The sequence below is a fragment of the Pseudobythopirellula maris genome (genome assembly GCF_007859945.1).
Lineage (GTDB): Bacteria > Planctomycetota > Planctomycetia > Pirellulales > Lacipirellulaceae > Pseudobythopirellula > Pseudobythopirellula maris.
Window position 1 is genome coordinate 1,090,975 of record NZ_SJPQ01000001.1, and the last position, 23,025, is coordinate 1,113,999.

18 protein-coding genes are annotated in these 23,025 nt (G+C 66.9%); 3 read left to right on the forward strand and 15 right to left on the reverse strand.

All coding sequences use genetic code 11. The features are described from left to right. Positions 1-161: 161 nt before the first annotated feature. From Mal64_RS04025 to rimO, 5 genes are all read right to left on the reverse strand, one after another. Positions 162-1,442 (reverse strand): efflux RND transporter periplasmic adaptor subunit, encoded by a 1,281-nt coding sequence (locus Mal64_RS04025; RefSeq protein ID WP_146397288.1) that lies wholly within the window; start codon positions 1,440-1,442, stop codon positions 162-164. Between the two features lie 336 nt (positions 1,443-1,778). Then, positions 1,779-2,087 carry a DUF167 domain-containing protein gene (locus Mal64_RS04030; RefSeq protein ID WP_146397290.1) on the reverse strand — a complete coding sequence of 103 codons (309 nt, stop codon included), beginning with the start codon at positions 2,085-2,087 and terminating at the stop codon, positions 1,779-1,781. Next, positions 2,084-3,109, reverse strand: coding sequence for a CPBP family intramembrane glutamic endopeptidase (locus Mal64_RS04035; protein WP_146397292.1), 1,026 nt, complete (start codon positions 3,107-3,109; stop codon positions 2,084-2,086). The genes Mal64_RS04030 and Mal64_RS04035 overlap by 4 nt, the downstream gene beginning before the upstream one ends. Then, a complete protein-coding gene (pgsA, locus tag Mal64_RS04040) occupies positions 3,106-3,726 on the reverse strand; it encodes a CDP-diacylglycerol--glycerol-3-phosphate 3-phosphatidyltransferase (RefSeq protein WP_146397294.1) in 621 nt (206 codons plus the stop codon). Before pgsA ends, Mal64_RS04035 begins: the two co-directional genes overlap by 4 nt. Before the next feature lie 163 nt (positions 3,727-3,889). Beyond that, on the reverse strand, positions 3,890-5,278 hold the full coding sequence (gene rimO, locus Mal64_RS04045; protein ID WP_231993576.1) for a 30S ribosomal protein S12 methylthiotransferase RimO: 1,389 nt from the start codon (positions 5,276-5,278) through the stop codon (positions 3,890-3,892). A gap of 360 nt (positions 5,279-5,638) precedes the next feature. On the opposite strand from rimO, the gene Mal64_RS04050 reads away from it, so the two are divergent. After that, complete coding sequence (locus Mal64_RS04050) at positions 5,639-6,421, forward strand: ImmA/IrrE family metallo-endopeptidase (RefSeq protein WP_146397298.1); 783 nt, start codon at positions 5,639-5,641, stop codon at positions 6,419-6,421. Here Mal64_RS04050 and Mal64_RS04055 read toward each other — a convergent pair. From Mal64_RS04055 to Mal64_RS04065, 3 genes are all read right to left on the reverse strand, one after another. After that, positions 6,403-6,969, reverse strand: a complete 567-nt coding sequence (locus Mal64_RS04055; RefSeq protein ID WP_146397300.1) for a hypothetical protein — start codon at positions 6,967-6,969, stop codon at positions 6,403-6,405. The genes Mal64_RS04050 and Mal64_RS04055 overlap by 19 nt on opposite strands. A 102-nt stretch (positions 6,970-7,071) precedes the next feature. Next, positions 7,072-9,342, reverse strand: a complete 2,271-nt coding sequence (gene rlmKL / locus Mal64_RS04060; RefSeq protein ID WP_146397302.1) for a bifunctional 23S rRNA (guanine(2069)-N(7))-methyltransferase RlmK/23S rRNA (guanine(2445)-N(2))-methyltransferase RlmL — start codon at positions 9,340-9,342, stop codon at positions 7,072-7,074. 26 nt (positions 9,343-9,368) lie between these two features. Beyond that, on the reverse strand, positions 9,369-10,388 hold the full coding sequence (locus Mal64_RS04065; protein ID WP_146397304.1) for a DUF2608 domain-containing protein: 1,020 nt from the start codon (positions 10,386-10,388) through the stop codon (positions 9,369-9,371). 172 nt (positions 10,389-10,560) lie between these two features. Between Mal64_RS04065 and Mal64_RS04070 the strand changes: the two genes are divergently transcribed. Then, a complete protein-coding gene (locus Mal64_RS04070; protein ID WP_146397307.1) occupies positions 10,561-10,998 on the forward strand; it encodes a nucleoside deaminase in 438 nt (145 codons plus the stop codon). Positions 10,999-11,154: 156 nt separating this feature from the next. Here the strand turns inward: Mal64_RS04070 and Mal64_RS04075 are convergent, their stop codons facing one another. The 4 genes from Mal64_RS04075 to Mal64_RS04090 form a co-directional block, all read right to left on the reverse strand. Next, entirely contained in the window at positions 11,155-11,625 is a 471-nt protein-coding gene (locus tag Mal64_RS04075; RefSeq protein ID WP_146397309.1) for a TraR/DksA C4-type zinc finger protein, read from the reverse strand. 127 nt (positions 11,626-11,752) lie between these two features. After that, complete coding sequence (locus Mal64_RS04080; RefSeq protein ID WP_146397311.1) at positions 11,753-16,723, reverse strand: beta strand repeat-containing protein; 4,971 nt, start codon at positions 16,721-16,723, stop codon at positions 11,753-11,755. Positions 16,724-17,012: 289 nt separating this feature from the next. Continuing rightward, positions 17,013-17,870 carry a formyltetrahydrofolate deformylase gene (locus Mal64_RS04085; RefSeq protein ID WP_146397314.1) on the reverse strand — a complete coding sequence of 286 codons (858 nt, stop codon included), beginning with the start codon at positions 17,868-17,870 and terminating at the stop codon, positions 17,013-17,015. A 134-nt stretch (positions 17,871-18,004) separates the two neighbouring features. Further along, complete coding sequence (locus Mal64_RS04090; protein ID WP_146397316.1) at positions 18,005-18,901, reverse strand: HDOD domain-containing protein; 897 nt, start codon at positions 18,899-18,901, stop codon at positions 18,005-18,007. Between the two features lie 337 nt (positions 18,902-19,238). Here Mal64_RS04090 and Mal64_RS04095 point away from each other — a divergent pair, with 337 nt between their 5' ends. After that, a complete protein-coding gene (locus Mal64_RS04095; protein WP_231993577.1) occupies positions 19,239-20,795 on the forward strand; it encodes an AAA family ATPase in 1,557 nt (518 codons plus the stop codon). A 45-nt stretch (positions 20,796-20,840) separates the two neighbouring features. Here the strand turns inward: Mal64_RS04095 and dcd are convergent, their stop codons facing one another. The 3 genes from dcd to greA all read right to left on the reverse strand — a co-directional run bounded on the left by dcd (position 20,841) and on the right by greA (position 22,884). Further along, on the reverse strand, positions 20,841-21,422 hold the full coding sequence (gene dcd, locus Mal64_RS04100) for a dCTP deaminase (protein ID WP_146397318.1): 582 nt from the start codon (positions 21,420-21,422) through the stop codon (positions 20,841-20,843). A 175-nt stretch (positions 21,423-21,597) separates the two neighbouring features. Further along, positions 21,598-22,254, reverse strand: a complete 657-nt coding sequence (gene nth, locus Mal64_RS04105; protein WP_146397320.1) for an endonuclease III — start codon at positions 22,252-22,254, stop codon at positions 21,598-21,600. Between the two features lie 150 nt (positions 22,255-22,404). Further along, positions 22,405-22,884 carry a transcription elongation factor GreA gene (gene greA, locus Mal64_RS04110; RefSeq protein WP_146397323.1) on the reverse strand — a complete coding sequence of 160 codons (480 nt, stop codon included), beginning with the start codon at positions 22,882-22,884 and terminating at the stop codon, positions 22,405-22,407. Positions 22,885-23,025: the final 141 nt, after the last annotated feature.

Genomic DNA, 23,025 nt, shown 5'->3' on the forward strand with positions numbered 1-23,025 from the left:
GTTGGGAAAAAAGGAGAGAACCGCCAAGACGCTAAGGAGAAATCTTGACAGGATCGACAGGGTTCACGGGATCAAGTTCGCCCCGGCAACTTCTTGCCCCGTCGATCTTGTTGATCCTGTCGGAGCATGCTTTCTGGGCGTCCTTGGCGACTCGGCGGTTACTACAGTCGGCCGGCGGTGAAATTGGATTCGGTGGGCTCTTCCTCGCTGTCGATCAGCCGCACCAGTTGGCCGTCGGCCAGTCGCTGGTGGCCGCGGACCACGAGGTTGCTCAGTTCGACCTCGCCCGCCGGCACGAGCACCTCCTGGCCGAGATCGACGAGCCGCGCGAGGTCGACGCGGCGGGCCCGCCAGACGTCGGTCGGTTGGCTGTCCCAGAACATCACCTGCATCGGCTCGGTCTGGCGATCGACGGTGAACAGGTACGACTTACCCGAGCGGAACAGCACCGCCGTTTCCGGCAGCCGGTAGGCGAGCAGGCGATCGGTGACGATCTCGGCCGTGGCGATCATGCCGGCCCGCAGGCGGTTCTCTTCGTTGGGGATGCGGATCTCGATGTCGAACAACCCGGTCGTTTCGTGGGCCGTTTGCGCGATGCGGTAAACCTCGGCGTCGATTCTGTCGTAGCGGGCGCCGTACACGTCGCGGCCCTCGAGCTGCACGCGGGCCCGGAACACGCCGTCCTCGGGGTCACGGAGCGGGCCGCGGCGCGCCTCGGCGACCGCCCGCAGGCGGGACTGAAGCTCCAAGACTCGCGACTCGGGAACACCGACCACGAGGAGCAGGTCGCGGTTCTCGATGACCTCGAACACCGCGTCGTTGGCGCCGACCGACTCGCCCGCTTCGACCATCCGCCGCGAGATCACGCCGTCGACCGGGGAGACGATCGCCGAATCCTCGAGGTTCTTGACCGCCATCTCCTGACCCGCTTTGGCCAGGGCGAGCGTGGTGAGATACTCTTGGTACTCCGAATCGGTCAACGCCCCGCTGTTGAGCTCCCTGAGCCGACGGGCCCGCTGCATGTCGCTGGCCGCTTGCTCGTACTGGGCCACCGCCTCACTCTGGCGGGCGCGGAGCACGCGGTCGTCGAGCCGCGCCAGCACTTGGCCGGCGGAGACCCGGTCGCCATCGTCGAGCGGCGCCCCGGCTTCGTTGACGCCCAACTCCAGCACCCGGCCGCCGATCTCGAAGCCCAGCGTGTAAGTCTCCCACGGTTCGATGCGGCCGCTGAACTTGACCGTGACGTCGCAGAGCCGTGGCTCCGCGTCGATGGCCACGACCGGCGTCTTGGACGCCACGGTGGGCGAGGGCGCCGCCACCTCCGAGCCGGAGACCGTCGTCCCGTCGCTCTTGGAGCTGACCCACCACATCGCCGCAAAGGCGGCGACCGTGAGCAGCACCAAAAAACCGAAGCGACCGAAGCGGGCGAGCGACTTACGCATGGAATATTGAAAACGCGGGAGGGCAAGGCGAGGGCGGCGGCGGCGGCGCTAATCCGTCAGACGCTAGCGGCCTAAGGCGCCGGTGGGCAGGCTTTTATAATACGCATTCAACCACCGATCGAACAACGGGACATTCTGTCGCGGATCGCCGCCGGATCGCGTCGAGCCATTGCTTGCCGTGAAGAAGATGGGACTCAAGAGGCGTATATGAGTTCGAAAGAACGAGACCACGGATCACACGGATGGGCACGGATGAATCGAGGCAGCCCTCACCCGAGTTATCCGATCCGTGGAATCCGCGGTTTTTTATCTTCGTGCCCTTTCATGGCCATCCCTTCAAAATTTCGCTGCGATCGCCTCGCGCGCTGCGTCGCGTTCCAGCCCCCGGACAAGCAACCGCTTCTGCGGGTTCGTGGCGCCGGCCGCCAGCTCCACTCGGCTCGCGGCGACGCCGAAGAAATCGGCGAGCACCGCGGCGATAGCTTTGTTCGCCTTGCCCTTTTCGGGGGCCGCCGAGACGGCGACCCTCAGCCTCCCCTGCCGCACGCCGAGCACCCCCTCGCGCCGCGCGCCGGCGTGGGCCAGCACGGGAACGACGACCCCCTCGTCGTGCTCACGCAGGTCGACTTGCTCGCCGTCGCTCATGGCGCTACGGGTACAAGATCGAGGTCGAGGTCCTGCGATTTGAGCAGCGCCCACGCCATCGTCAGCGACAGAGCGTTGAACACCGCGTGCAGGACCAAACACGGGAGCACACGGTGGGTGCGTTGGTAGATATAGCCGAGCACCAAACCGAGCACGAACAACGGCGCCGGCGCCGAGCCTTGGCCCTGGTGGGTGAGCGCCCACAAGAGCGAAGAAATCACGATCGGCGCCCACGCCGTGCGTGGCGTGGAGATCGGCGCTAGCGGCACGAAGTCGTCGCCCCACCCCGCCTCGTCGTCGAGCGGCTCGTCGGAGCCCTCCTCCAACGGTTCGGCGTGTTGCCCTGCTCGCTCTTCTTCCGATTGCTCGGCGAGCGGTTCTTCTTCCAGCCGGCGGCCGAGAACGTCGGGCCGCTCCAGATAGCCCTGCATCAGCACGCGGAAGATATACTCTTCGACGATCGGCGCCATCACGACCGCCGCAAATGCGATCACCGACCAAACGCTCAACCCGGGACGATCGAGCAACTTTTCGAGAAGCGAGTGCTTCGGCGGCTCGACGTACTGGGCCAGCACGGTCGACACGAGGTAGACCGGCACGAGCGACGCGAAGACGCCCATAACGCCCAGTCGCACGTCGCCCGCCACGCGCCGCAGGCCGCCGGCCAGACCGAGGTCGCTCGCCTTGGCGCCCGACTCTTGCCAGACCCAGCCGAGAGCGCCGAGCAGCACGACGAAAGAGAACACGATCGCCGCCGCCAGGTTGCCGATGAAGGCAAGATCGTCGAGCGTCTCGGCGGGCTCGCCCCCGCCCGCCAGGGTGCCGAGCGTCGCGAGCACCAGCAGCAGGAGCCCGGGCGCCATGCCGACCGCGTTCCACGGGACCGGCCGACGCGGCTCGAAAGGGAGCACGCAGCCGTCGCGCATCCGGTTGACGAACGCCGATGTCCAGACCATGAAGCCGGCCACGGCCACAAGCGCCGCGTAGACCGGCAACCAAACAGGCTGGGGGAGATCGTTCACGGCGCCTCATTGTCGGTAGCGGCCGAGCGAGTCATCCGCAGCGCGGCGGCCACGTAGCCCCAGCCGGAGTAGATCGTCAGCGCGAGGGCGATCCACACCAACACGTCGGTCGTCAGACCGAAGGGGCGGAGCGATTCGGCCGGCCGGCCGGCCGCCGCCAGCCAGAGCGTCAGCAGGCTAAAACCCGCGGCCGCGCATTGGAACACCATCTTCCACTTGCCGACCCACTGGGCCGAGAAGTCGCCGCCGGCGGCCTCGATGAAGCTCCGCAGCGCTGTGACGAGCATCTCGCGGGCGGTCACCACGACCGCGACCCACGCGGGCACGTGCGAGCCGGGCTGGGCGGCGAGCATGATGAACACGCCGCAAATGATGATCTTGTCGGCGAACGGGTCGAGCACCCGACCGATCTTGGTGATCTGGTTGAAGCGGCGGGCCCAGTAGCCATCGAGCCAGTCGGTGCCGGCCGCCACGACAAACAGCACGAGCGCCGTGAAGTACCAGCCCACGTGGATCGCCGCGAAGCAGACGCCCGACAGCACGAGCCGGGCGATCGTCAGCTGGTTCGGCACGTTCCGCAGGCTGCCGAGCGGCACGTTATCGGGAGTTCCGTTCATGGCCTCAAGCTTATACGGAAGACAGCCCACGAATAAGCGCGGATGGGGACGAATGCTGAGAAGGGAGAATGAGCAGCGACAAGCTCTTCCTCTGCTGGGAGACGAAGCGGCGGGCGATCAATCAGGCGATTCGCTTCCATTCACACGTACCCGTGACCAGCCTTCACCGCGCATCGCCAACCGCCACGGCGACCAAGTCGTAACCGCTGCGAGCGACGATCTCGCACGGCACGATCTGCCCCGGCTTGAGGCCTTCGCCGGTGACGAACGTTGCGCAGTCGACGTCCGGGGCGTCGGCCGCGGTGCGGCCGATCCAGGCCGTGGGCTCGTCGGGCACGGGGCCATCGATCAGCACGTCGCACTGGCGGCCGACTTGGGCGTCGCCCCAGTCGAAGGCGACCTGCTGCTGGATCGCCATCAGCGTGTCGCGCCGCTCGGCTTTGACCTCTTCTGGCAAGTGATTCGGCAACCGCGCCGCCGGCGTGTCGGGCTCCAGCGAGTAGGTGAACACGCCGAGGCGCTCGAACCGCGCCTCGGCGATCCATTCGGCCAGTTCGGCGAAGTCCTCGTCGGTCTCGCCCGGGAAGCCGGCGATCAGCGTCGTGCGCATCACGACGCCCGGGATCCGCTCGCGGAGCTTGGCGACCAGCTCCTTGGTCGGCGCCGCCGACACGCGACGCTGCATCCGCTTGAGCATCCGGTCGCTGATGTGCTGCAACGGCATGTCGAGATACGGCACGATCCGCTCGCTGCCGGCGATCAGGTCGATCAGCTCGTCGGTGAAGTACATCGGGTAGAGGTACATCAGCCGGATCCACTCGAGCCCTTCGACCTTCTCCAGCTCGCGGAGCAGCTCGACCAGGCGCGGCTCGCCGTACAGATCCATGCCGTAGTACGTGGTGTCTTGGGCCACGACAACCAGCTCGCGAACGCCCGCGGCGGCCAACTCCTTGGCCTCGGCCACGACCTCTTCGATCGGTTTGGTGGCGTGCTTGCCGCGCATCTTGGGGATCGCGCAGAACGTGCAGAGGCGATCACACCCCTCGGAGATCTTCAGGTACGCGAAGTGGTTGGGGGTGATCCGCAGGCGGCCTTGGTCGGCGAGCGGCTTGGCCGGCGCCGGGCGGAACACCAGCCGCTGCTCTTCGAGCCCGCCAACCAGCCGGTCGGCGATCTTCGTCACCTCGTCGCGGCCGAACACGCCGATCAGGTGATCGATCTCCGGGCGGTGCTCCAGGAGCAGCTCCTTCTGCCGCTCGGCCAAACAGCCCGAGACGATCAGCCCGCGCAGCTTGCCCTGGCGCTTGAGGTCCAGCATCTCGTCGATCGAGGCGAACGACTCCTGGCGGGCCGACTCGATGAAGCCGCAGGTGTTCACCACCGCGAAGTCGGCGCCGACCGGGTCGTTGACCAACTCGTAGCCCTCCAGCCGCAGCATGCCGAGCATCCGCTCGCTGTCAACGGTGTTCTTGGGGCAGCCCAAGCTGATAAAGGCGTACCGCCCCTTGGGGCCGGCGGCGCGCTCGAGTTCGTTGGTGAAGGTCTGAGTCAAAGGGCGGGCGTTGGATAGGGGAAGGCGTTGGGCGTCGACCGACCCCTCATTGTGCCGTTCGCCGCCCGTTAGTGACAAGCGGTGAAACGACAAATCTGCTTGCAACCGTGGCCACCGAATAGTATACATAACTACACTACCCTGTTTGAGAACCGCCAAGTCGCAAGGACGCCAAGACGAAATAGACAGGATTACAGGATTGGGAAGGGACCGACAGGAAAAGGCGGATGGAAGGGATCCCGTCGATCCCTTTCTGATCCTGTAATCCTGTCCATTCGTTTCTTTCCCTTCCTGGCGTCCTAGGCGACTTGGCGGCACCCCCCCCCGCTTCCCCAATCCCTTCAAGCGAGTTCAGCCGCCATGTTGTCCGAGCTCACGCACGAGGAGCACTCCGCGGCGCTCGACCGCTGTGCCGAAGACCTGCTATGGGAGGCGGCGGTCGACGCCCCACCGGTCGACGCCTTCCGGCTAGCCAGGCGGCTGGGCATTGTGGTGACGGGCGACGCGTCGTTGGCCGGCCGGGCGCGACGCGTCGGCTACCGCCGTCCAACAACGGCGGGGCGTTTCGCGGCGCCGCTGGCCGGCGCGATCGCCCTGGCCAACGAGGCGCGGCCCGAGCGGCGGCAGTGGGCCGTGGCCCACGAGGTCGGCGAGCACGTCGCGCACCGGGTGTTCGACCTGCTGGGGGTCGACCCGCGCGAGGCGTCGCCCACCGCACGCGAGTCGACCGCCAATGGCCTGGCCGGTCGGCTGCTGCTGCCGCGCCGGTGGTTCCTTGAGGCGGCCGCCCACAGCGGCGCCGACCTGCTGGCAATCAAGGCGGTCTTCACGACCGCGAGCCACGAGCTCGTCGCCCGCCGGCTGCTGGAGTGCTGGCCGGAGCCGCTCGTCGTGACGGTGTTCGACAACGACGGCGTGACGTGGCGGCGCTCGAACGCCACGCTCGGCCCGCCCGAGCTGTCGGCCGCCGAGCTGGTCTGCCAGCGCGAGGCGCGGCTCACCGGCGAGCCGTTTGCCTGCGAGGACCGCACGAACGCCTCCGCCGGCGGCTGCGCCCGCTGCTGGCCGTTGCACGAGCCGGGGTGGCGAAGGGAGATCCTGGTGACCGAGCTGAGCGGCGCCTTTCAGTTCGGAGCGCGGTAGGGCCTGACACGGCTCGCCCACTCACTCAACAGCTCGAGTTCCTCAGGGTCGCTCGTCAGAACATTCACGTTGTAGCCGTGTTGCGTGAAGAACAGCCGCTGCCGCGAGTAGATTTTCTCCCCCGCGTCGTTAGCGTAAGTGATACTAACGACCACCGGCTGAGAGAAATCTGCCTTCTCGATGTCGGGGATCTGTTTCTCGGCGATCTTGAAGCCTTGCTTGTGAAGCCCCTCGGCGACGCCGTTCACGTAGCCCTTGGTGGCGGCGACCCGCGCCGGTCGCGTCGTGCGGTCGAAGTTGGTCTCGGCCTGCATCGTGACCCGCCCCCCCGAGCCGGGCTTGTGCAAGACAACAATAAAACCCAATGACTTCCCCTCGTGGAGCAGAGGCAGCCGCTCGACGACGAACCCGTGGGGCGGCTCGGGCAAGAGCAACAGTGATGGGTCGTCGATCTCGTTGGCCTCCACGCCCACAACGCCGAGGGCTAAGTGCAAGGCGAACGCGGCGGCCAGCGCTGGGAAAGCGCGAGTGCGAGCTGAATGGTTCACGGATCAGGTTCCGATGTGAAAAGGGAATTATAGCGCCGAAGGATTATTGGTTCCCCATAGTAATCGATGCATCGTGCGTCGTCTCGCAACGACTCCCAGCCCTTATTGAGAATCTTGCTTCCGCAGCACCCAGCAGCGGTGGATCCGCTTGTTGCGAAAGTCCTCCGGCACGGTCTGGCGGCTGATCTCGTGGGCCGACAGGCCGCCGAGGGCGTCTTCGTAAAGTTTGAACCGCCGGAAGTTAGTGGAGAAGTAGATCACCCCGCCCGGCGCCATCCTCCGGGCCAGCGACGAGAGCAGCGGCGCGGCGTGCTGCTGCACGTCCCAGTCGTCGTCGAGCCGCTTGCTGTTGGAGAACGTCGGGGGGTCGACCACCGCCAGGTCGTAGAGCGGCTCTTCGGGCAACGACTCGACGAACGCCCGGCCGTCCTCGCGGACGAACTTGTGCTGCGGGCCGGTCAACTTGTTGAGCCTGAGGTTCTCCTGCCCCCAATCGAGATAATTCTGCGACAGGTCGACCGTGGTCGTCTCTGTGGCGCCCCCGGCGGCGGCGTACGTGGTGAACGAGCCGGTGTAGCCGAACAGGTTCAGGAAGCGTTTGCCGTCGGCCGCGTCGCGGACCATGCCGCGCGTCACGCGGTGGTCGAGGAACAGCCCGGTGTCCAAGTAGTCCGACAGGTTCACCCGGAACCGCAGCCCCGCCTCGCCGACGAGCTTGACGACGCCCCGCTCGGCGAACTTGGTGTATTGGTCGTCGCCCCTCTGACGGGCGCGGCGTTTGAGGTAGACCAACTCGCGCGGCGTCTCCAGGGCGTCGGCCGCCGTGCGCACCATGTGGTCGAGCCAGTCGGCGTGCTCGGCCGGCGTGCGGTCGTGGGGCCGCTCGTACTCGGCAATGTGCAGCGCGTCTTCGTAGCGGTCCACGGCGAGCGGGATCTCGGGCACGTCCCGGTCGTAGAGCCGGTAGCAGGTGATGCCGCGCTTGGTGGGCCACTTCCTCAGGTGCCGCGCCAATTTGCGAAGCCGGTTGGCAAAGTCTTCCGCCTGCCGGCCCGCGTCGTCACGTAGCCCGCCGAACGCTTGCTCCTTGGGTTGAGGAGCAAAGGGCTTCTTCGCCGGGGCCTTGGCGGGGAGATCCGTGGTTTCGACAGCACCAATCGCCTGCGCATCGTTAGCGGACGGCTCGCTAGCGGGCGGTTGGCCTAGCTCCGCGGCTGGAGCTTCGTCGGCTTCAACCCGCTTCTTCGGCGGCTTCGGGCCGTGGTACTGGAACAGCGTGCATTCGATGCGGCCGTTGTAGAGCTTGCGACGGCGGTCGGCCTTTTGGCCCACCAGTTCCTCGAAGTCGAGCCGCGCCGTCAGCACCGAGTGCGACCACGTCTTGAGGCGCCGCAGCACGTCGGGAATGGTGCGGTAGAGCCGCTCGATCTCTTCGCGCTCGCCGAGCCGTTCGCCGTAAGGCGGGTTGGTGACCAGCACGCCGTAGTCGCGTTTGGACGACAAGTCCGAAAAGTCGCGCTGCTGGAAGTGGATGTCCTCTTCCACGCCGGCGGCGACGGCGTTCTGCCTAGCGAGCTTGAGCGCCCCCTCGTCGGCGTCGGTGGCGAGGATCCGCTCGGTGAGCGGCGGCAGCCGGCGGCGCTCGGCCGCTTCGCGCGCCGCGCGGAACGGCGCCTCGCCCACCGCGGGCCACGCCTCGGCGGCGAACGGGCGGTTGAGCCCCGGGGCGATCTGCCGGCCGAGCATCGCCGCCTCGATCGCCACCGTGCCGGCCCCGCAGAACGGGTCCCAGAACGGCCGACCGGGGCGCCAGAAGCTGAGCTGGACCACGCCGGCGGCCAGTGTCTCGCGCAGCGGCGCCACGCCGTAGCCCGGCCGGTAACCGCGTTTGTGCAGCCCGGCGCCGGTCGTGTCGAGCGTTACGGTCGCTTGGTTCTTCAAGAGCGCGATCTCGATCTGGTGCTCGGCGCCGGTCTCGGGCAATTCCTCAACGCCGTGCGCCTCGCGCATCGCCTCGACCGCGGCCTTCTTCACGATCTTCTGGCAGGCCGGCACGCTCGAGAGCTGCGACTTGACGCTGCGGCCTTTGACCGGGAACGCCCCGTCCGCAGGGACCCACTCTTCCCACGGCAATTCGCGGACGCCGTCGAACAGCTGACCGAAGTCGGTCGCTTCGAACGCGGCCAAGCGGACCAGCACCCGCTCCGCGGTGCGCAGCCAGAGGTTCGCCTCGGCGATCGCGGCGGCGTCGCCGTGGAACAGCACCCGGCCGGGCTGGATCGGCTTGGCTTCGTAGCCAAGGGCGGCGAGTTCGCGCACCACCACGGCTTCGAGCCCGAAGGCGACCGTGGCGATCAATTCGTAGGGCTGCATCCGTGGCGCCGCTAAAGGGGGAGTAGTCAACGCGCGGTCGCGGCGCCGGCCGAGGAAGAGGCGGCCGCGGGGCCGAGAGTCGGATTCGATGCTTCGGGCGCCTCGAACACCTCGGCGAGCACATCGTGCAAACGCCGCCAGCGGTTCACCACATCGCGCTTGTCGCTGTAGCGGAACCGGGCGACACGGTCGTCCTCGTGCTGGTAGTGGAAAGTCGAGACCTCGACGCCCCGCCGCACGAGGGCGTCGTACACCCGCAACACGTGGCGGCCGTGGTCGTCGACGAACACGATCGCCTCGGGCTGTTTCTCTAGTTGGTGGAGCATCGTGAGCAGCATCGCCCCCTTGTGCTGGCCGGCGGTCATCAGCACGCCGTCGGCGTAGCTCACCGGTCGCGGCTGGCCGAGGCCGAATCCCTCGAACTCTTCTTGGGTCAGCCCCGCCGCCATCGGCGCCTTGGGGTCGTACGGCGCGTAAGGCCCCGCCTTGGGCGTCGCCGGCGTCACGGCGGTCTCGGGGAAGTCGTAGCCGTTGGCCACGAGCTCGCGAATGGTCGCCGCCCGGAAGTCGTCGCCACGCGACGTGAGCACGAGCGTCCGCACTCCCTGCTCTTGCACCCGCTTGATCAGCGCGGGCTGCGTGCTCTGCGGCGGGCGCATCTTGCCGAGCGTGAACAGCAGCCCCTGGGCCTCGAGCAGCCCGTCGAAGTCAGTCGCCGCCAGTTCGGGCGAATCCGGCTCGTGCTTGAGCAAGTACGACTGCCACTCGAACCATTGATCACTCCCCAGGTCCTGGGCCATCGAGAGCATGGTGTTGTCGATGTCGACCACCAGCAGCACGTTATCGGCGCCATGCTCGGCGATGTAGAGCTCGACCTGTTCGATCGGCGCCGCGAAGTCCTTGGTCTCGAAGCAGTCGGAGGCCCCGACGGGCGTCGCCAGCAAAGACCAAGCCAACGCAAACACCAAGACGACGCCACGCAAAGTGCGACGCACCTGCACAGGAGTCGTTTCGGTCCAGGCTTCGGGCCGGGGGGCGGGGGTCATCGTGGGGGCGGGGGGCGAGTGGGCGGGGAAGGTGGGGCCGTGAGGTTGCCTGCGAGGGTAGCCCTCTAGTCTAATTGCCCCGCCCCCGCGGGGCCACTCGCCGGCCTAACCCCTCGGGGCGCGTTTTGGACATCTCGCCGCCAGCGGCGTCGTTTTTTGCGGAGAAATACGCATGGACCCCTTCCTCGCCGCCGCCCTCGAAGAGGCCCGCCTGGGGTTAGCCGAAGGGGGAATCCCCATCGGCTCGGTGCTGGTGATTGACGGCCAGATCGCCGGCCGAGGGCACAACCGCCGCGTGCAGCAAGGCAGCGCCGTGCTGCACGCCGAGATGGACGCCCTGGAGAACGCCGGCCGGCTCACCGCGGCCGATTACGCGCGATCGACCCTCTACTCCACCCTGTCGCCCTGCGACATGTGCAGCGGCGCCGCCCTGCTCTACGGCGTGCCGCGTGTGGTGGTGGGCGAGAACCGCACGTTCCAGGGCCCCGAAGACTACGTCCGCTCGCGCGGCGTGGAGCTCGAGATCGTCGACGACCCGGAGTGCGTGGAGCTGATGCGCCGATTCATCGCCGAGAAGCCGGAGCTATGGAACGAAGACATCGGGGTTTGATGACTCGGCCTGTAGAGACCGCCCTCTGTGGCGGTCCTGCCCCGGCGGGTGGGTTGGAACGCCGATGCTCGTGTCGCCGTGTCGATTCCGAAGGCGGCGCTGGTACCCCGGGCCGGAACGCCGCAGAGGGCGTTCCCTACAGGGCATGACCTGAACCTAGATCCGGCAGCCGGCTGTGCAGAACTGGCGGTAGCGGGTGAGGCCGCCGCCGCGGCTCACGCGCAGCTCGACCAGAGCGCCGCACTTGGGGCAGAAATCGGGCTCTAGCGCGTCGTCGTCGCCGGGCGCCTCGCTCTCGCCCTGGCAGGCGACGCACCGCTTGGCGCCGGGCAACGCCTCGAGGCGCTCGGGCGGGATCGGCTTGCGGCACCGCTCGCAGAGCACGGCGGCGAGCCAGTCGTCCGCGTCGTCATCGGGCTCGACCTCGGCGGCCGTGAGCCCGATCTCCTTGCACCGCGGGCAGGTCATCCGGCCGACCGCGTCGGGAAGCAACTCGGCCACGAGCCCCGCGGCCGGCTCCGCCGCACGGCGCAGCACGCCGACCAGTCGCAGGCGGCTGATGAGGTCGGGCAGGCCACAAACGGTGCGCCAGCCGCACGCCTTGCAGGAGAGTTCACGCGATAGCATGCCGTCTAGGATAGCCGAGCGGCGCGCAAAAAAAGAGGCGGCCGCGGGCGCCAAGAGGGCGCCCACGCCCGCCTCCGGGGGGGAGTGCGATAGAGGCCCGCCGCGGCGGGCCGTGTTGTGCTTGCGATCAGTTCTGCGGGGCGGTGACGTCGAGGTCCGGGTCGAGCAAGAAGTCGGCCACATTGCCCGGGAAGGCGCCCTCGAAGGTCACGTCGCCGTTGTTGCGGTTGTTCACGTCCACACCGGCATCGTCCTCGGCGAGGATCGAGAAGTCGGCCGGGGTGGCGCTCGTGTTGACCAGGTCGATCGTGCCGGTTCCCGAGGCGCTGGCGCCGTCGAGGTTGAGCATGATCTCGGATCCGGCCGAGTTGTTGGCGATCTGGAAGGCGGCGGCGCCAACCCCGCTAAACACGTTCGAGCCGATAACCGTGGCGTCGAGTCGAGCCGTGCTGCTGGTCGCGATCACGCCGATGTCGCCCGCTGCGCCGGCGTTTCTTGTCACGTCGGTGTTGGACAGCTCGAAGCGGACGTCCTGGTTCGAGCCCGCAAAGGCGAGGTTGAGCGCCGAGGCGTCGCCCGCGGTGAGGGTCGAGTTGGTGATCGAGATGTCGTTCTCGTCCAGCGTGCCCGCCAGCGAGATGTCCAGGGCGGTCGTGGCCAGGGCGTTGTCGCCGATGTCGATGTTGTCGGCGAGGAAGTCGAACTGACCGCTGCCGACCGCGTCGATGTCGACGTTCATAGCCAGCGAACCGTTCACCAGCTGGACGTTCGACGCCCCGTTGCCGGAACGCGTCATCGTCAGGCTGCCCGAGGAGGTGACGTTGTTGAGGGTGTAGGTGAGCGCCCCGCCGGTGTGTGCGGCGGTTTGGTTGCCGACCACCGTGCCACCCGTGAGCGAGCTCGTGTGCCCGCCGTTGCCGCTTTGGGTGGTCGAGTAGGCGGCGCCGAAGTCGGTTCCGGTGCTGGTGGTCGTCAGGGCGCCCGTGCTTGCGGCGTTGGAGACCGACGTGCTGAACGCACCGTTGATGTTCGCGTTGGTGAGCAGATTCGACACGTCGCCCCCGCCGGCGCCGCTCTGTTCGGCGGTGTAGGTCCCGCTGATCGTGGCGGCGTTGACGGTGTTCGTCAGGTCGCCCGTGCCGGTGTGCTCGGCGTCGAAGTTGCCCGTGATCGTGGTCGTGGCGCCCGTGATCAGGTGCGTCAGGTCGCCCGACCCGTCGTGCGAGCTCGTGAGGTTGCCGCCGATCGTCGTGTCGTCGATCGCCAGGGTCACGTCGCCCGCTCCGCCTCCGGAGTAGGTGGTGGTCACGTCGCCGACGATCGCGGTCGAGCCGCCGGTGTTCAGGGTGTAGTCGCCGGCGCCCGAGAGCGTGTTGGTCACCTCGCCGTTGACGTTCACGTCGTCGAGGTTGACGGTCAGGTTGCCCGTGCCGGTGCGGCTGACAACCAGATCGTTCTCGATCGTCGAGTCGCCCGCGGTGTCTTCGTCGTTGACGGTCACCGTCAGGGCGCCCGCCCCGGCGTGGGTGACGGTCATGTCCTCGCCGGCTCCGGTGCGGACCGCGGTGAGCTCGACGTTCGACGAGTCGGCGCCGCCGGTCACAGCGATCGCCGTGGCGCCGGTCGTGCTGGCGTCGAAGTTGAGCAGGTCGACGTTCGAGGCGTTCGTCACGCTGATCGCCGCGGCGGTTGAGCTCAGCGTGCTCGCCGTCGTGTCGTTGCCCAGAGCGATCGCTTCCGTGCCGGTCGTGCCGTTGATCACGACGCCGTTGGCGGCGCCGGTCGAGTCGACCGTGAAGAAGTTCACGCCGCCCGATCCAACCGCCGAATCGGTCATGCTCAGGGCGGCCGCGTTCGCCGAGGTGATCGTGTTCGCCTCGCCGGCGACCACGACCGAGCCCGTGCCCTGCGACATGAAGCCGACGCCGTTGGTGCTGTCGATCTCCAGCGGGCTTGTCGAGTCCATCAGGAACTGCGTGGAGTGCGGCCCCGTGTTGTTGAGGTTCACCGCCGGCGTTGCCGCGGTGGTGGTGAGCGTGGTGGCGCCGCGGAAGATCGTCGTGCCTCCCGTGCCGCCCGAGACATTGATGCCGGCGCCCGTCCCGGTGGTGTCGTCCACCGAGGCGACGATGTTGATCGTGCCTCCCGCTTGGTCCGTGATGTTGACGACGCGGGCCCCAGCGGCGGTGTTGGTGATCGACGAGTCGGAATCGAAGTCGATGTCGCCCTCGTTGTCCGTGATCACGAGGCTGTCGCCCGTCGTGTTCGCGATGTCGACGTTGTTGAAGTCGGCCGTGCTGCTCGAGCCGAAGTTGGCGATCGAGACGCCGTTGGCCGGCCCCGGGGCCGCCGGGCCGATCGACAGGTTCGTGGCGGCGATGGTCATGTTGTCGGCGTTGGCGGCCGTGCCGTCGATCCGCAAGCCGGCGCCCGTCGCGCTGTTGACGGTCGAGTCGTTGATGGTCACCGCCATCGCGTCGGTGTTGTCGCTGGTGACCTCGAAGGCGTTGGTCGCCGAGGAAGTGACGGTCACCCCGTTGAAGGTGGCGTCGGCCACGTTGTGGGCCAGCACGCCGGCCCCGGTGGTCGAACCGATCGTGCCGCCCTCGGCGCCGGTGGCGTCGTCGGCGCCGATCGCGATGGCGCCGCCGGTCACGTTCCGCAGGCGGATGCCGTTGGCGGCGTTGTTCGCGCTGACCGAGTCGAAGTTCAGGCCGTTGGTCGCGTCGATCGCCACGGCGTCGTTGACCGCCGCGCCGCCGAGGTCGAGGCCGATGCCCGTCGCGGAGTTGATCGTGTTGGCGTCGCCCGCCACGCCCACCGTGCCGCCGCCCGTGGCCTGGAAGCCGGTGGCGCCGTTCGTGCGAATGGCCAGCCCGCCGGTGAAGTTGACCGAGGCGGCGTCGGCGTTCGCCGCGGCGCCGTTGTCGTCCAGGTCGACGCCCACGCCGGTCAGCTGCGTGGTGGCGCCGAGCGACACGTCGCCCGAGAACGCGACGCTCGCGTTGCGGTTCGTGTGGACGCTAATCCCCTCGCCGCCGTTGTCGCTCACGATGTCACCCGTGAACGAGATGTCCGTGGTGCCGCTATTGAGGTCGCTGATCTCGGCCACGAGGCCGTCGCTGTTCGTGATGTCGGCGCCGACCGTGACGTCGCCCTCGACGACTGTCGACCCGCCGTCGCCGGTGATGGCGAAGGTCGTGCCATTCAGGTTCGTGATCGAGTTCGTGCCGTCGAAGCTGAAGTTGCCCGCCGAGGAGTTGATCGCCACACCGGTGGCCACGCCGCCCGTGGCGCCGCCCGTCAGCGTGCTGTTCGTCACGACCACGTTTGTGCTGATAGCGGGCCCGTCGATGTTCGTGAACGCCATGGCGCCCAGGCCGGTCGTCCCGCCGTCGTACTCGTAGTTGTCGATCGTTGTGATCGTGTCGTCGTCGGTGTTGCGGATGTCCATGCCCACGCCGGCGCCGCCCGTGATCCCGACGTTCGAGATCGCGATGCTCTCGTTCCGCAGGATCGAGCCGCTCGTGTCGCCGTCCTCGTTGCCGTTGATGGCGATGCCGATTCCGCCGATGTCGCTCATCTGGATCTCGTCGAGCAGCACGTTGAACTCGATCGACTGGACCAACGAGTCGGGGTCGGTCCGCAGGAACGAGTTCAGGTCGATGCCGTTGCCGGTCGTGCTCGAAGCGACGAGGTTCCTGATGGTCGGGTCGCCGCCGCCGCCCGGGTAGGCGGCCGAGCCGACCGCGGTCGTGCCGCCGGTGATGTTGAAATTGTTGACCTCGTTGCCGTCGCCCAGCGTGATGGCGGTGATCGCCATGCCGGTGTTGTCGACGGTCGGCGCCGCGGTGGCGAAGGCGTTCGTGGCGGTCTCGGGCAAGGTGAAGGTCTCGCCATCGCCGTCGGTGATGGTGTGCTCCACGTTGGCCTGGACGCCGGCGAGGTTCGTGTAGAGGCCCTCGCCCAGCAGGCGTTGCCCCTCTTGCAGCGTGATCTGGTCGTTGGCGAAGGCCGAACCGGCGTGCGCCAGGATGATGTCGTCGGACATGCTGCCGGCGTCCGCCTCGGCGAGGCTGCCGTACGGGTTCTCGAACGTGCCGTCGCCGCCGGCGCCCGCCGTCGAGTCGACGTGGACGATGCGGAACTCCTCGTTGTCGGCGTTCATCAGCAAGCCTTCGACGGCCATGACCCTGTCTTGGGCCGTGGCCACGTAGTCGTTGCGGATGACCGGTTCGCGGAAGCGGTCCTCGAGCGTGCCGTTGGGCATGTTGTCGGTGCGGGTGCGTCCGATGAACCAGGTGAGGCTGAACACGGCGTTCGTGTCGAACTCGTCGTCGTTCGTCAGGGCCAGCTGCAACGCGAGGTCGGGCGTGGCGTAGCCGCGTAGGCCGATCTTGCCGCCCATCGCGTCGTAGTCGCCGCCCGAGAGCCCGTAGCCGCCGGCGAAGCCCCAAGCCTCGAGGTTGCCCACGCGGCGGGCGATCTCGAACTCGCCCACGTTGAGCGCGGTGTCGCGGACGCCCATCGTCTCGATGCCGAGGAAGTTGCCCGAGTAGCTCAGCTCACCGGTGGGACTGAAGTCGCGGGTTTGGGTGCGAGGCCCGACCGGGATGTAGGCGTTTGCGCGGAAATCGAGCTTGTCGCCGAGCAGCTCGGCGGAGAGGCCGATCTGCGGGAAGAAGTTCGAGCCGCCGGTCGAGGAGCCGTCGGCCCAGATGCTCAGGCCGGCGATCTTGGCGTCGTCCGGGCTGTTGGGGAACATGGGGAGCGTCATCCAGCGGTAGCCGCCGCCGACGTTGTAACCGACCCGCGACTCGTCGTTGAGCGTCATCTGCCCGTCGAAGAACAGCATGCCGTCGCCGTACTCCCAGGTCCGCATCGTGCCGATGTCGAGGTTGCCGAGCTCCTGGGCGTAGCTCTGCGTGTTGTACCGGGCGCGGATGTGATCGCCGGTCGAGGGCACGTACGTCATCCCCGACGAGCTGTAACCGCTCGGGCCGCCGACCACGGCGCCGCTGGCCATCGGGGCGTCTTGCGCCGACGCCGCGGTCGCCAAGGCGATCGTAGCGAGGCAAGCGAAAAGGCGGAGGCTCACGGCATGTGGGCGACGTGTACGGACGAGATCGGTCATAGGTGAGGGTACCCCGAGGCCGAACGAAGGAGACGCGCCGCGCACACGGGGTGCGGGGCGGCTCTGATCGGCTCGATCGATTCGCTTGAGTTGAAATGGGTCTGCGTAGAAGACCGCCCCGGCGCTCACCGAGGCGGCGGGAGAATAGGGGGCGCGTCAGACCGCCGCAACCCCGGTTTCCCCGGCGTTTGTAGGGATTACAAAAGAATCTCCGGACCGCACCCGCGGCCCGCAACGCCTTTGAAAAATTGACTCAACCGCCGCCGGCAACGACGCGGTTGAAGTGCAGGCTCACCTCGCGCTCGACCACACGCCGCACGCCCTCGACCAGGCAGCTCGGCTCGTTGTCTTCTTGGCCGCGACGGACGATCTCGTCGAGCGGCACGCCCGGCGCCACGGTGAACGCCTGCTGGTTGATGATCTGGTTGCCCGCGTCGAGCTCCGGCACGATGAAATGGCACGTCGCCCCGTAGGTGAGCATGCGGTTCTGGTGCGCGTCGTGGTAAGGACGGATGCCGGGGAAGCTCGGCAGCAGCCCGTGGTGCAGGTTGATGATGCGGCCGCCGGCGTAGCTCCAGCAGCTTGCGGCGGGCAACACGCGCATGTAGCGCGCCAGCACGATGTAATCCACACCGAGCTCATCGCAGATCTCGAGCAGCTTGCCGTCGTCCGGGTCGCCGCTCGCGTCGCCGATCTGCCGCCACGGCACGTCGAACTGCTCGGCCACGCCGCGCAGCTTGCTGCGGTTGCTGATCATCACGGCGGGTTCCGCCTTGATGTGCCCGTCGCGGATCGCCCGCAGCACGGCGAGCGGCGTCTCCGGGCGGTAGGTCACACAGATCGCGAGCCGGGGCTTGCGGCCCGTGATGTCGGGGGTCCAGGTCCTCACCGACAGGCCGGTGTCGTGGCCGACGCGGTCCATCGCCTCGCGGACGACGTCGAGCTTGCCGGGATCGATCTCCACGCGCGTGAGCATCGAGAACACCGACTCCGCGTCGTGGTCGTACATCTGGATCTCGGCGATGTTGGCGCCGAGACTCGTGACCGAGTGCACGATCGGGTCCGCCAAACCTCGGTTGTCGGGTCCAACGGCGGTGATGACGATCTGCATGGGTCGCACGTGAAGGATCAGAGGATCGAGGGGCAAAGCCGCGCGGCGGACGCGAGAGGCCGTTCAGGCGCCAGAGATAGAGATATCGAATCTATCCCGGGGCCTGAGGAATCGCCAGACTCCGCGGCGGGCGCTTAGACCGAGGCCATGTCGAGCGCTTTCTCGACGGTCGGCTCGGCCTCGGACCAGAGATCGCGGAGCGAGTCGCGGTCTAGGCCGAACCGCTGGAGGTGCTGCGCGTCGGGCGGCGGCAGGCGGCGATTGGCGATCGAGCCCACACCGAGCCGTGTCGCCAAGTAGTTCGCCAAAGAGATCGTGTCGAGTAACCCGGGGCGCCCGCCGGAGTTGCTGGGCGGCTGGTGATGGGCGTCGATCGAGTGGACCAACCTGTCGGGGAAGCGGGCGCACCGCGTTAGGTGGGCGCCGAGCTGGGCGTGGTCAAAACCGAGCACGGACTGCTCCGCCACGGTGAGCTCTGTGCCGTTCTGCAGTTCGATGAAGACCAGCTCGGTTTCGTTGATGAGGTGTTGGTTCATCACGATCAATCCGATGTCGTGCAGCAGCCCGGCGAGGAACGCCTCTTCCGGGTCCGCCGTTTGGCATTGCTTGGCGACCGTTTGGCTCAAGGCGGCCACGCAGACCGAGTGCTTCCACAGCTGGTGCTGGTCGAGGGGCCCGGTCTTGGCGGACTTGCCGAGCACGCTTTTCATCGAGGCGGTGACCGCCAGGTTGCAGACCCGGTCGGAGCCCAGCAGGGTGACGGCGCCCTTGAGTTCGGCCACACCACGACGCAGGCCGCAGTGGGCCGAGTTGGCCAATCGCAAGACGCTGGTGCAAATGGCGGCGTCCCATTCGATCGCCTCGATCAGGTCGTCGGCGCACGAATCGTCGTTGGCGACGATCTCGAGCACCCGGTGCGCGACCCCGGGCAACGGCGCCAGCTTGCCGAGCTTCTCGAAGAGAGGTTCGAATTTCGGCGCCACGGGCCTTGCGGCTGGCGCCGTGGGAGACTGCGTGGCGGCTTCGAGCATATTGATAGGGGGGGACGTCTAACGGGAAAGGTTGTTCTTTGAGACTATTCTCGACGGACTACAGGACAAGCATGTCACACACTCGCCGAGCAGGGCCCGAGAAGCAGCAAACCAACATCTGTTTTTTCGTATCCCCGCGAGTAGCGGCCGTAGCCAGCCGTCGTCGGCCTCGCCACCCGCACAACCGGTACGACGCGTCGGCGGGCGGATTCGACCCGGGCAAACCAACGCACGGCTCCCCGCCGGGGGCGACCTAAGCTTAACCGTGGGCTGCGCCGAGCGGCTCGCCACGCCGCACGAGCCCACGCCTTCACGATCTCACGCCCCGCGAGCGCCCATGTCTTTTCCAGCACGCACCGCCACGGACAACGACACGGTGATCATGGACGCCGCCGACCGGCAGGCGGGAGAAGGGCCACCGGGCGACGGCCGTCTCGAGGCCTTGCTCGACCGCATCCACCAGCTCACCAGCAACTCGGAGATGGAAGGCATCTCCCCCGCCGGCCCAGCGGCCCCCCCCGCCGGAGAGCCCAGCCCGCAGCCCGCCCCCCAACAACCGCCCGCGGCCACAGCACAACCGGAAGCCATGAAAGCAGCCGCAACGCAAGACGCCGACGCCGTTGTCGGCGGAGGCGAGACGTGGTTTCCGGTCGAGCCCAACTCGTTCCGCGAGGCGGGCGTCAGCGAGAGCGAGGTGCAGGCGCTGGTGCTCAAGTACCTCGGCGCCCGCGCCGAGGCCTCGGGCCGCGACCTCTGCGATCAAGTCAAAATGCCCTTCCGCCTCATCGACCCGATGATGCAGGGCATGAAAGACGACCAGCTCGTGGCGCACAAGAACGCCGCGGTGATGAACGACTACGTTTACACCCTCACCGGCAAGGGCCGCGATCTCGCCAAGAAGTACTCCGAGCACTGCACCTACTTCGGCTCGGCCCCGGTGCCGCTGAAGGAATACGTCGACAGCGTCAGCAAGCAAACGATCGCCGACCAGCACCCCACCGAGGAGGACCTGCACCGCGCGTTCGACGACCTGCTGATCGACAAGAAGATGCTCATGCGGCTCGGCCCGGCGATCAACTCCGGTCGCGGGCTTTTCCTGTTCGGCGCGCCGGGCAACGGCAAGACGAGCATCGCCGAGCGGGTGACCAAGGCCTTCGGCGAGTTCATTTGGATACCACGCGCGATCGGCATCGACGGCGAGATCATGCGGTTGTTCGACCCCAGCATGCACGAGGAGGCGCCCCCCACCGCTTCGGAGGGCTTGATCGACGACCGCAAGATCGACCACCGCTGGGTCCGCATCCTGCGCCCCACGATCGTCGTGGGCGGCGAGCTCACGATGGACTCGCTCGAGGTGACGCTCAACACCGTGACCAATGTCTCCGAGTCGCCCGTGCAGATGAAGAGCAACTGCGGCACGCTCGTGATCGACGACTTCGGACGCCAGCGGATGACGACCGACGAGTTGCTCAACCGCTGGATCGTGCCGCTGGAGAAGCGCTACGACTTCCTCAACCTGTCGAGCGGCAAGAAGATCCAGGTGCCGTTCGACCAGCTGATCATCTTCTCGACGAACCTCGAGCCGAAGGACCTGGTCGACGACGCGTTCCTGCGACGCATCCCCTACAAGATCGAGGTGGTCGACCCCGAGGAGAGCGCCTTCCGCGAGCTGCTGAAGATCATGGCCCGCATCTTGAAGGTCGAGTACAACCAGGAGGCGGTCGACTACGTGATCCAGACACACTACCTGGCTGTGAACCGGCCGATGCGTTGCTGCCAGCCGCGCGACTTGTTGTTGCAGATCCGCAACTACTGCCACTACGTGAAGCAGCCGCCGGTGATGTCGCGCGAGAACTTCGACTTCGCGGTCGAGAACTACTTCGCGGTGATGTAGTCAGACATATGCCCTCCCACTGTGGGGGAGGGAGACAAACCGCGTTCACGTCGTCGCGCGCGGCCGCTCGATGCCGAAGTTGAGCGGCAACTGGGGGTCGCCTTCTTGCTCGGGGCGGATCTCTTCGAACAGCAGGCTCGGCTGGATGTCGCGGTTGTGCTGGTACTTGCTGGCGTACTCGGTGATCTCGCCCTTGATCTCGTGGTAGAAGATCTGGCAGATCGGCACGCCGGGGTAGATCCGCACCGGCTGGACGGCGAACATCTCGAGTGTCCAAAAGCCGCTGAAGCCCACATCGCCAAAGCCCGCCGTCACGTGGACGAAGAGCCCCAGCCGGCCGACCGACGAACGCCCTTCGATCTGCGGCACGAGGTTGTGCGTGGTGGTCCGCTCCACGGTGCGGCCCAGGTAGAGTTGGTTCGGGCCGAGCACCAATCCCTCCTCGGGGATCTCGACCCGCCGCACTCGGTTGGCCTTGGCCATGTCCAGGACCAGCTCCTCGTAGACCATCAGCTCGTTGTGGAGCGTCAAGTTGTAGCTGTTCGGGTTGAGTCGCTCCTCGGCGTAGGGCTCGATGACGATGTCGCCGCCCATGCGACCGCGGATTTCTTGGCCCGATAAGATCATGGCGTGTGCCGTTGGTGAGTTGTCAGGATAGAAACCGCCGAGTCGCTAAGAACGCCAAGAAGCTATTGTTGGACAGGATCGACGGGATGAGGCTCTTGCTGGAATCATGCCCATCCCGTTGATCCTGTCCAATTCTTCTTCCTTGGCGTCCTTGGGGACTTGGCGGTTCCCAATTTCAAACGCCGATCTGGGGGCAGAACTTCCGCATCGAGCACTCGTCGCACTTCGGGCGGCGGGCGTCGCAAATCTGACGTCCGTGGTAGATCATTCGGTGCGAAAAGTCGACCCACTCTTTGCGCGGGAGAATCTCCATTAAGCCGCGCTCGACCTTCACCGGGTCTTTTTCGGCCGTCAGACCGGTCCGACGGCTGAGGCGGCCGACGTGCGTGTCGACCACCACGCCCGTGGCCAAGCCGAACGCCGTGCCTAGCACCACGTTCGCCGTCTTGCGGCCGACCCCAGCCAGGCCGACCAAGGTGTCCATGTCTTGGGGGACCTCGCCGCCGTGCTTCTCGACGAGTTCGATGCAGCACGCCTTGATGTTCTTCGCCTTGTTGCGGAAGAAACCGGTGCTCTTCACAAACCCCTCGAGCCGGGCGATCGGCAGCTTGGCAAGGTCGGCCGGCGTGGGGTGCTTGGCGAACAGCTCCTTGGTGACGATGTTCACCCGGGCGTCGGTGCACTGGGCCGAGAGGATCGTGGCCACCAGCAATTGCTCGGGCGAGTCGTGCGCCAACGCACACTCGACCTCGGGGTAATCCGCCTTGAGCCGCCGCAGCACGCGCTTCGACTGCGCTTTGCGCTCGGCGAGATCGGCAAGGGGTTTGGCCACGCGGCTGGTGCTTCGTTAAGGAACCGCCAAGACGCCAAAAACGCCAAGACGCGCCAATAAATCAAGAGGATGCAAGAGGGGTCGGAGGCCCCTCCAGCGGTAGTGGCGGTTCAGGCTTGGAGCTCTTGGCGACTTGGCGGTTCAACCTCGTCAGTCCTCGAAAGAGATCTCGAGGATCTCAAACTTGTTCACGCCGGCCGGCACCTCGATCTCGGCCACCTCGCCCACCTTCTTGCCGACGAGCCCCTTCGCGAGCGGGCTCGTGATGTTGATCTTGCCCTCGTCGAAATCCTCCTCGCCGGCGCCGACCATCGTGAACTCTTCGGTGTCGCCGAAGTCGAGGTCCTTCACCTTCACCGTGCAGCCGAACACGACCTCGTCCTTGGGCAGTTTGGACATGTCGACAATCGACGCGCGGGAGAGCTTGTCTTTGAGCAGGTTGATCTTCGCCTGCAGCATGCCCTGCGACTCGCGGGCGCCGTGGTACTCGGTGTTCTCTTTGAGGTCCCCCTCGGCGCGGGCCTCGGCGATGCGAATCGCGACCGCGGGCATCTTCACGTCTTCCAGCTCTTCGAGCTCGGCCTTCAGTTTGTCGTACCCGGTGCGGGTCATCGGGAGCATGTCGCTCATGGTCGTGCCGTGATCGGTTCGCGGTGGGCTTCGTCGGGAAGAAGCGGTTGGGCAAAAAAAGAAGCAGGACCCCCTGGCGTCCGGAGGGTCCCGCTCGTGTTACGAAAGGAGATTGTCGCGATTCGGCGTAGCGATGTAAAG

Bases quoted from the DNA above. Each gene is read 5' to 3' on its own strand.
- greA (WP_146397323.1), bottom strand. From the start codon at position 22,884: ATGAGCGACATGCTCCCGATGACCCGCACCGGGTACGACAAACTGAAG.
- Mal64_RS04085 (WP_146397314.1), bottom strand. From the start codon at position 17,870: ATGCAGATCGTCATCACCGCCGTTGGACCCGACAACCGAGGTTTGGCG.
- Mal64_RS04065 (WP_146397304.1), bottom strand. From the start codon at position 10,388: ATGACCCCCGCCCCCCGGCCCGAAGCCTGGACCGAAACGACTCCTGTG.
- Mal64_RS04090 (WP_146397316.1), bottom strand. From the start codon at position 18,901: ATGCTCGAAGCCGCCACGCAGTCTCCCACGGCGCCAGCCGCAAGGCCC.
- Mal64_RS04075 (WP_146397309.1), bottom strand. From the start codon at position 11,625: ATGCTATCGCGTGAACTCTCCTGCAAGGCGTGCGGCTGGCGCACCGTT.
- pgsA (WP_146397294.1), bottom strand. From the start codon at position 3,726: ATGAACGGAACTCCCGATAACGTGCCGCTCGGCAGCCTGCGGAACGTG.
- dcd (WP_146397318.1), bottom strand. From the start codon at position 21,422: ATGATCTTATCGGGCCAAGAAATCCGCGGTCGCATGGGCGGCGACATC.
- Mal64_RS04050 (WP_146397298.1), top strand. From the start codon at position 5,639: ATGTTGTCCGAGCTCACGCACGAGGAGCACTCCGCGGCGCTCGACCGC.
- Mal64_RS04070 (WP_146397307.1), top strand. From the start codon at position 10,561: ATGGACCCCTTCCTCGCCGCCGCCCTCGAAGAGGCCCGCCTGGGGTTA.
- Mal64_RS04025 (WP_146397288.1), bottom strand. From the start codon at position 1,442: ATGCGTAAGTCGCTCGCCCGCTTCGGTCGCTTCGGTTTTTTGGTGCTG.
- Mal64_RS04030 (WP_146397290.1), bottom strand. From the start codon at position 2,087: ATGAGCGACGGCGAGCAAGTCGACCTGCGTGAGCACGACGAGGGGGTC.
- Mal64_RS04095 (WP_231993577.1), top strand. From the start codon at position 19,239: ATGTCTTTTCCAGCACGCACCGCCACGGACAACGACACGGTGATCATG.
- rlmKL (WP_146397302.1), bottom strand. From the start codon at position 9,342: ATGCAGCCCTACGAATTGATCGCCACGGTCGCCTTCGGGCTCGAAGCC.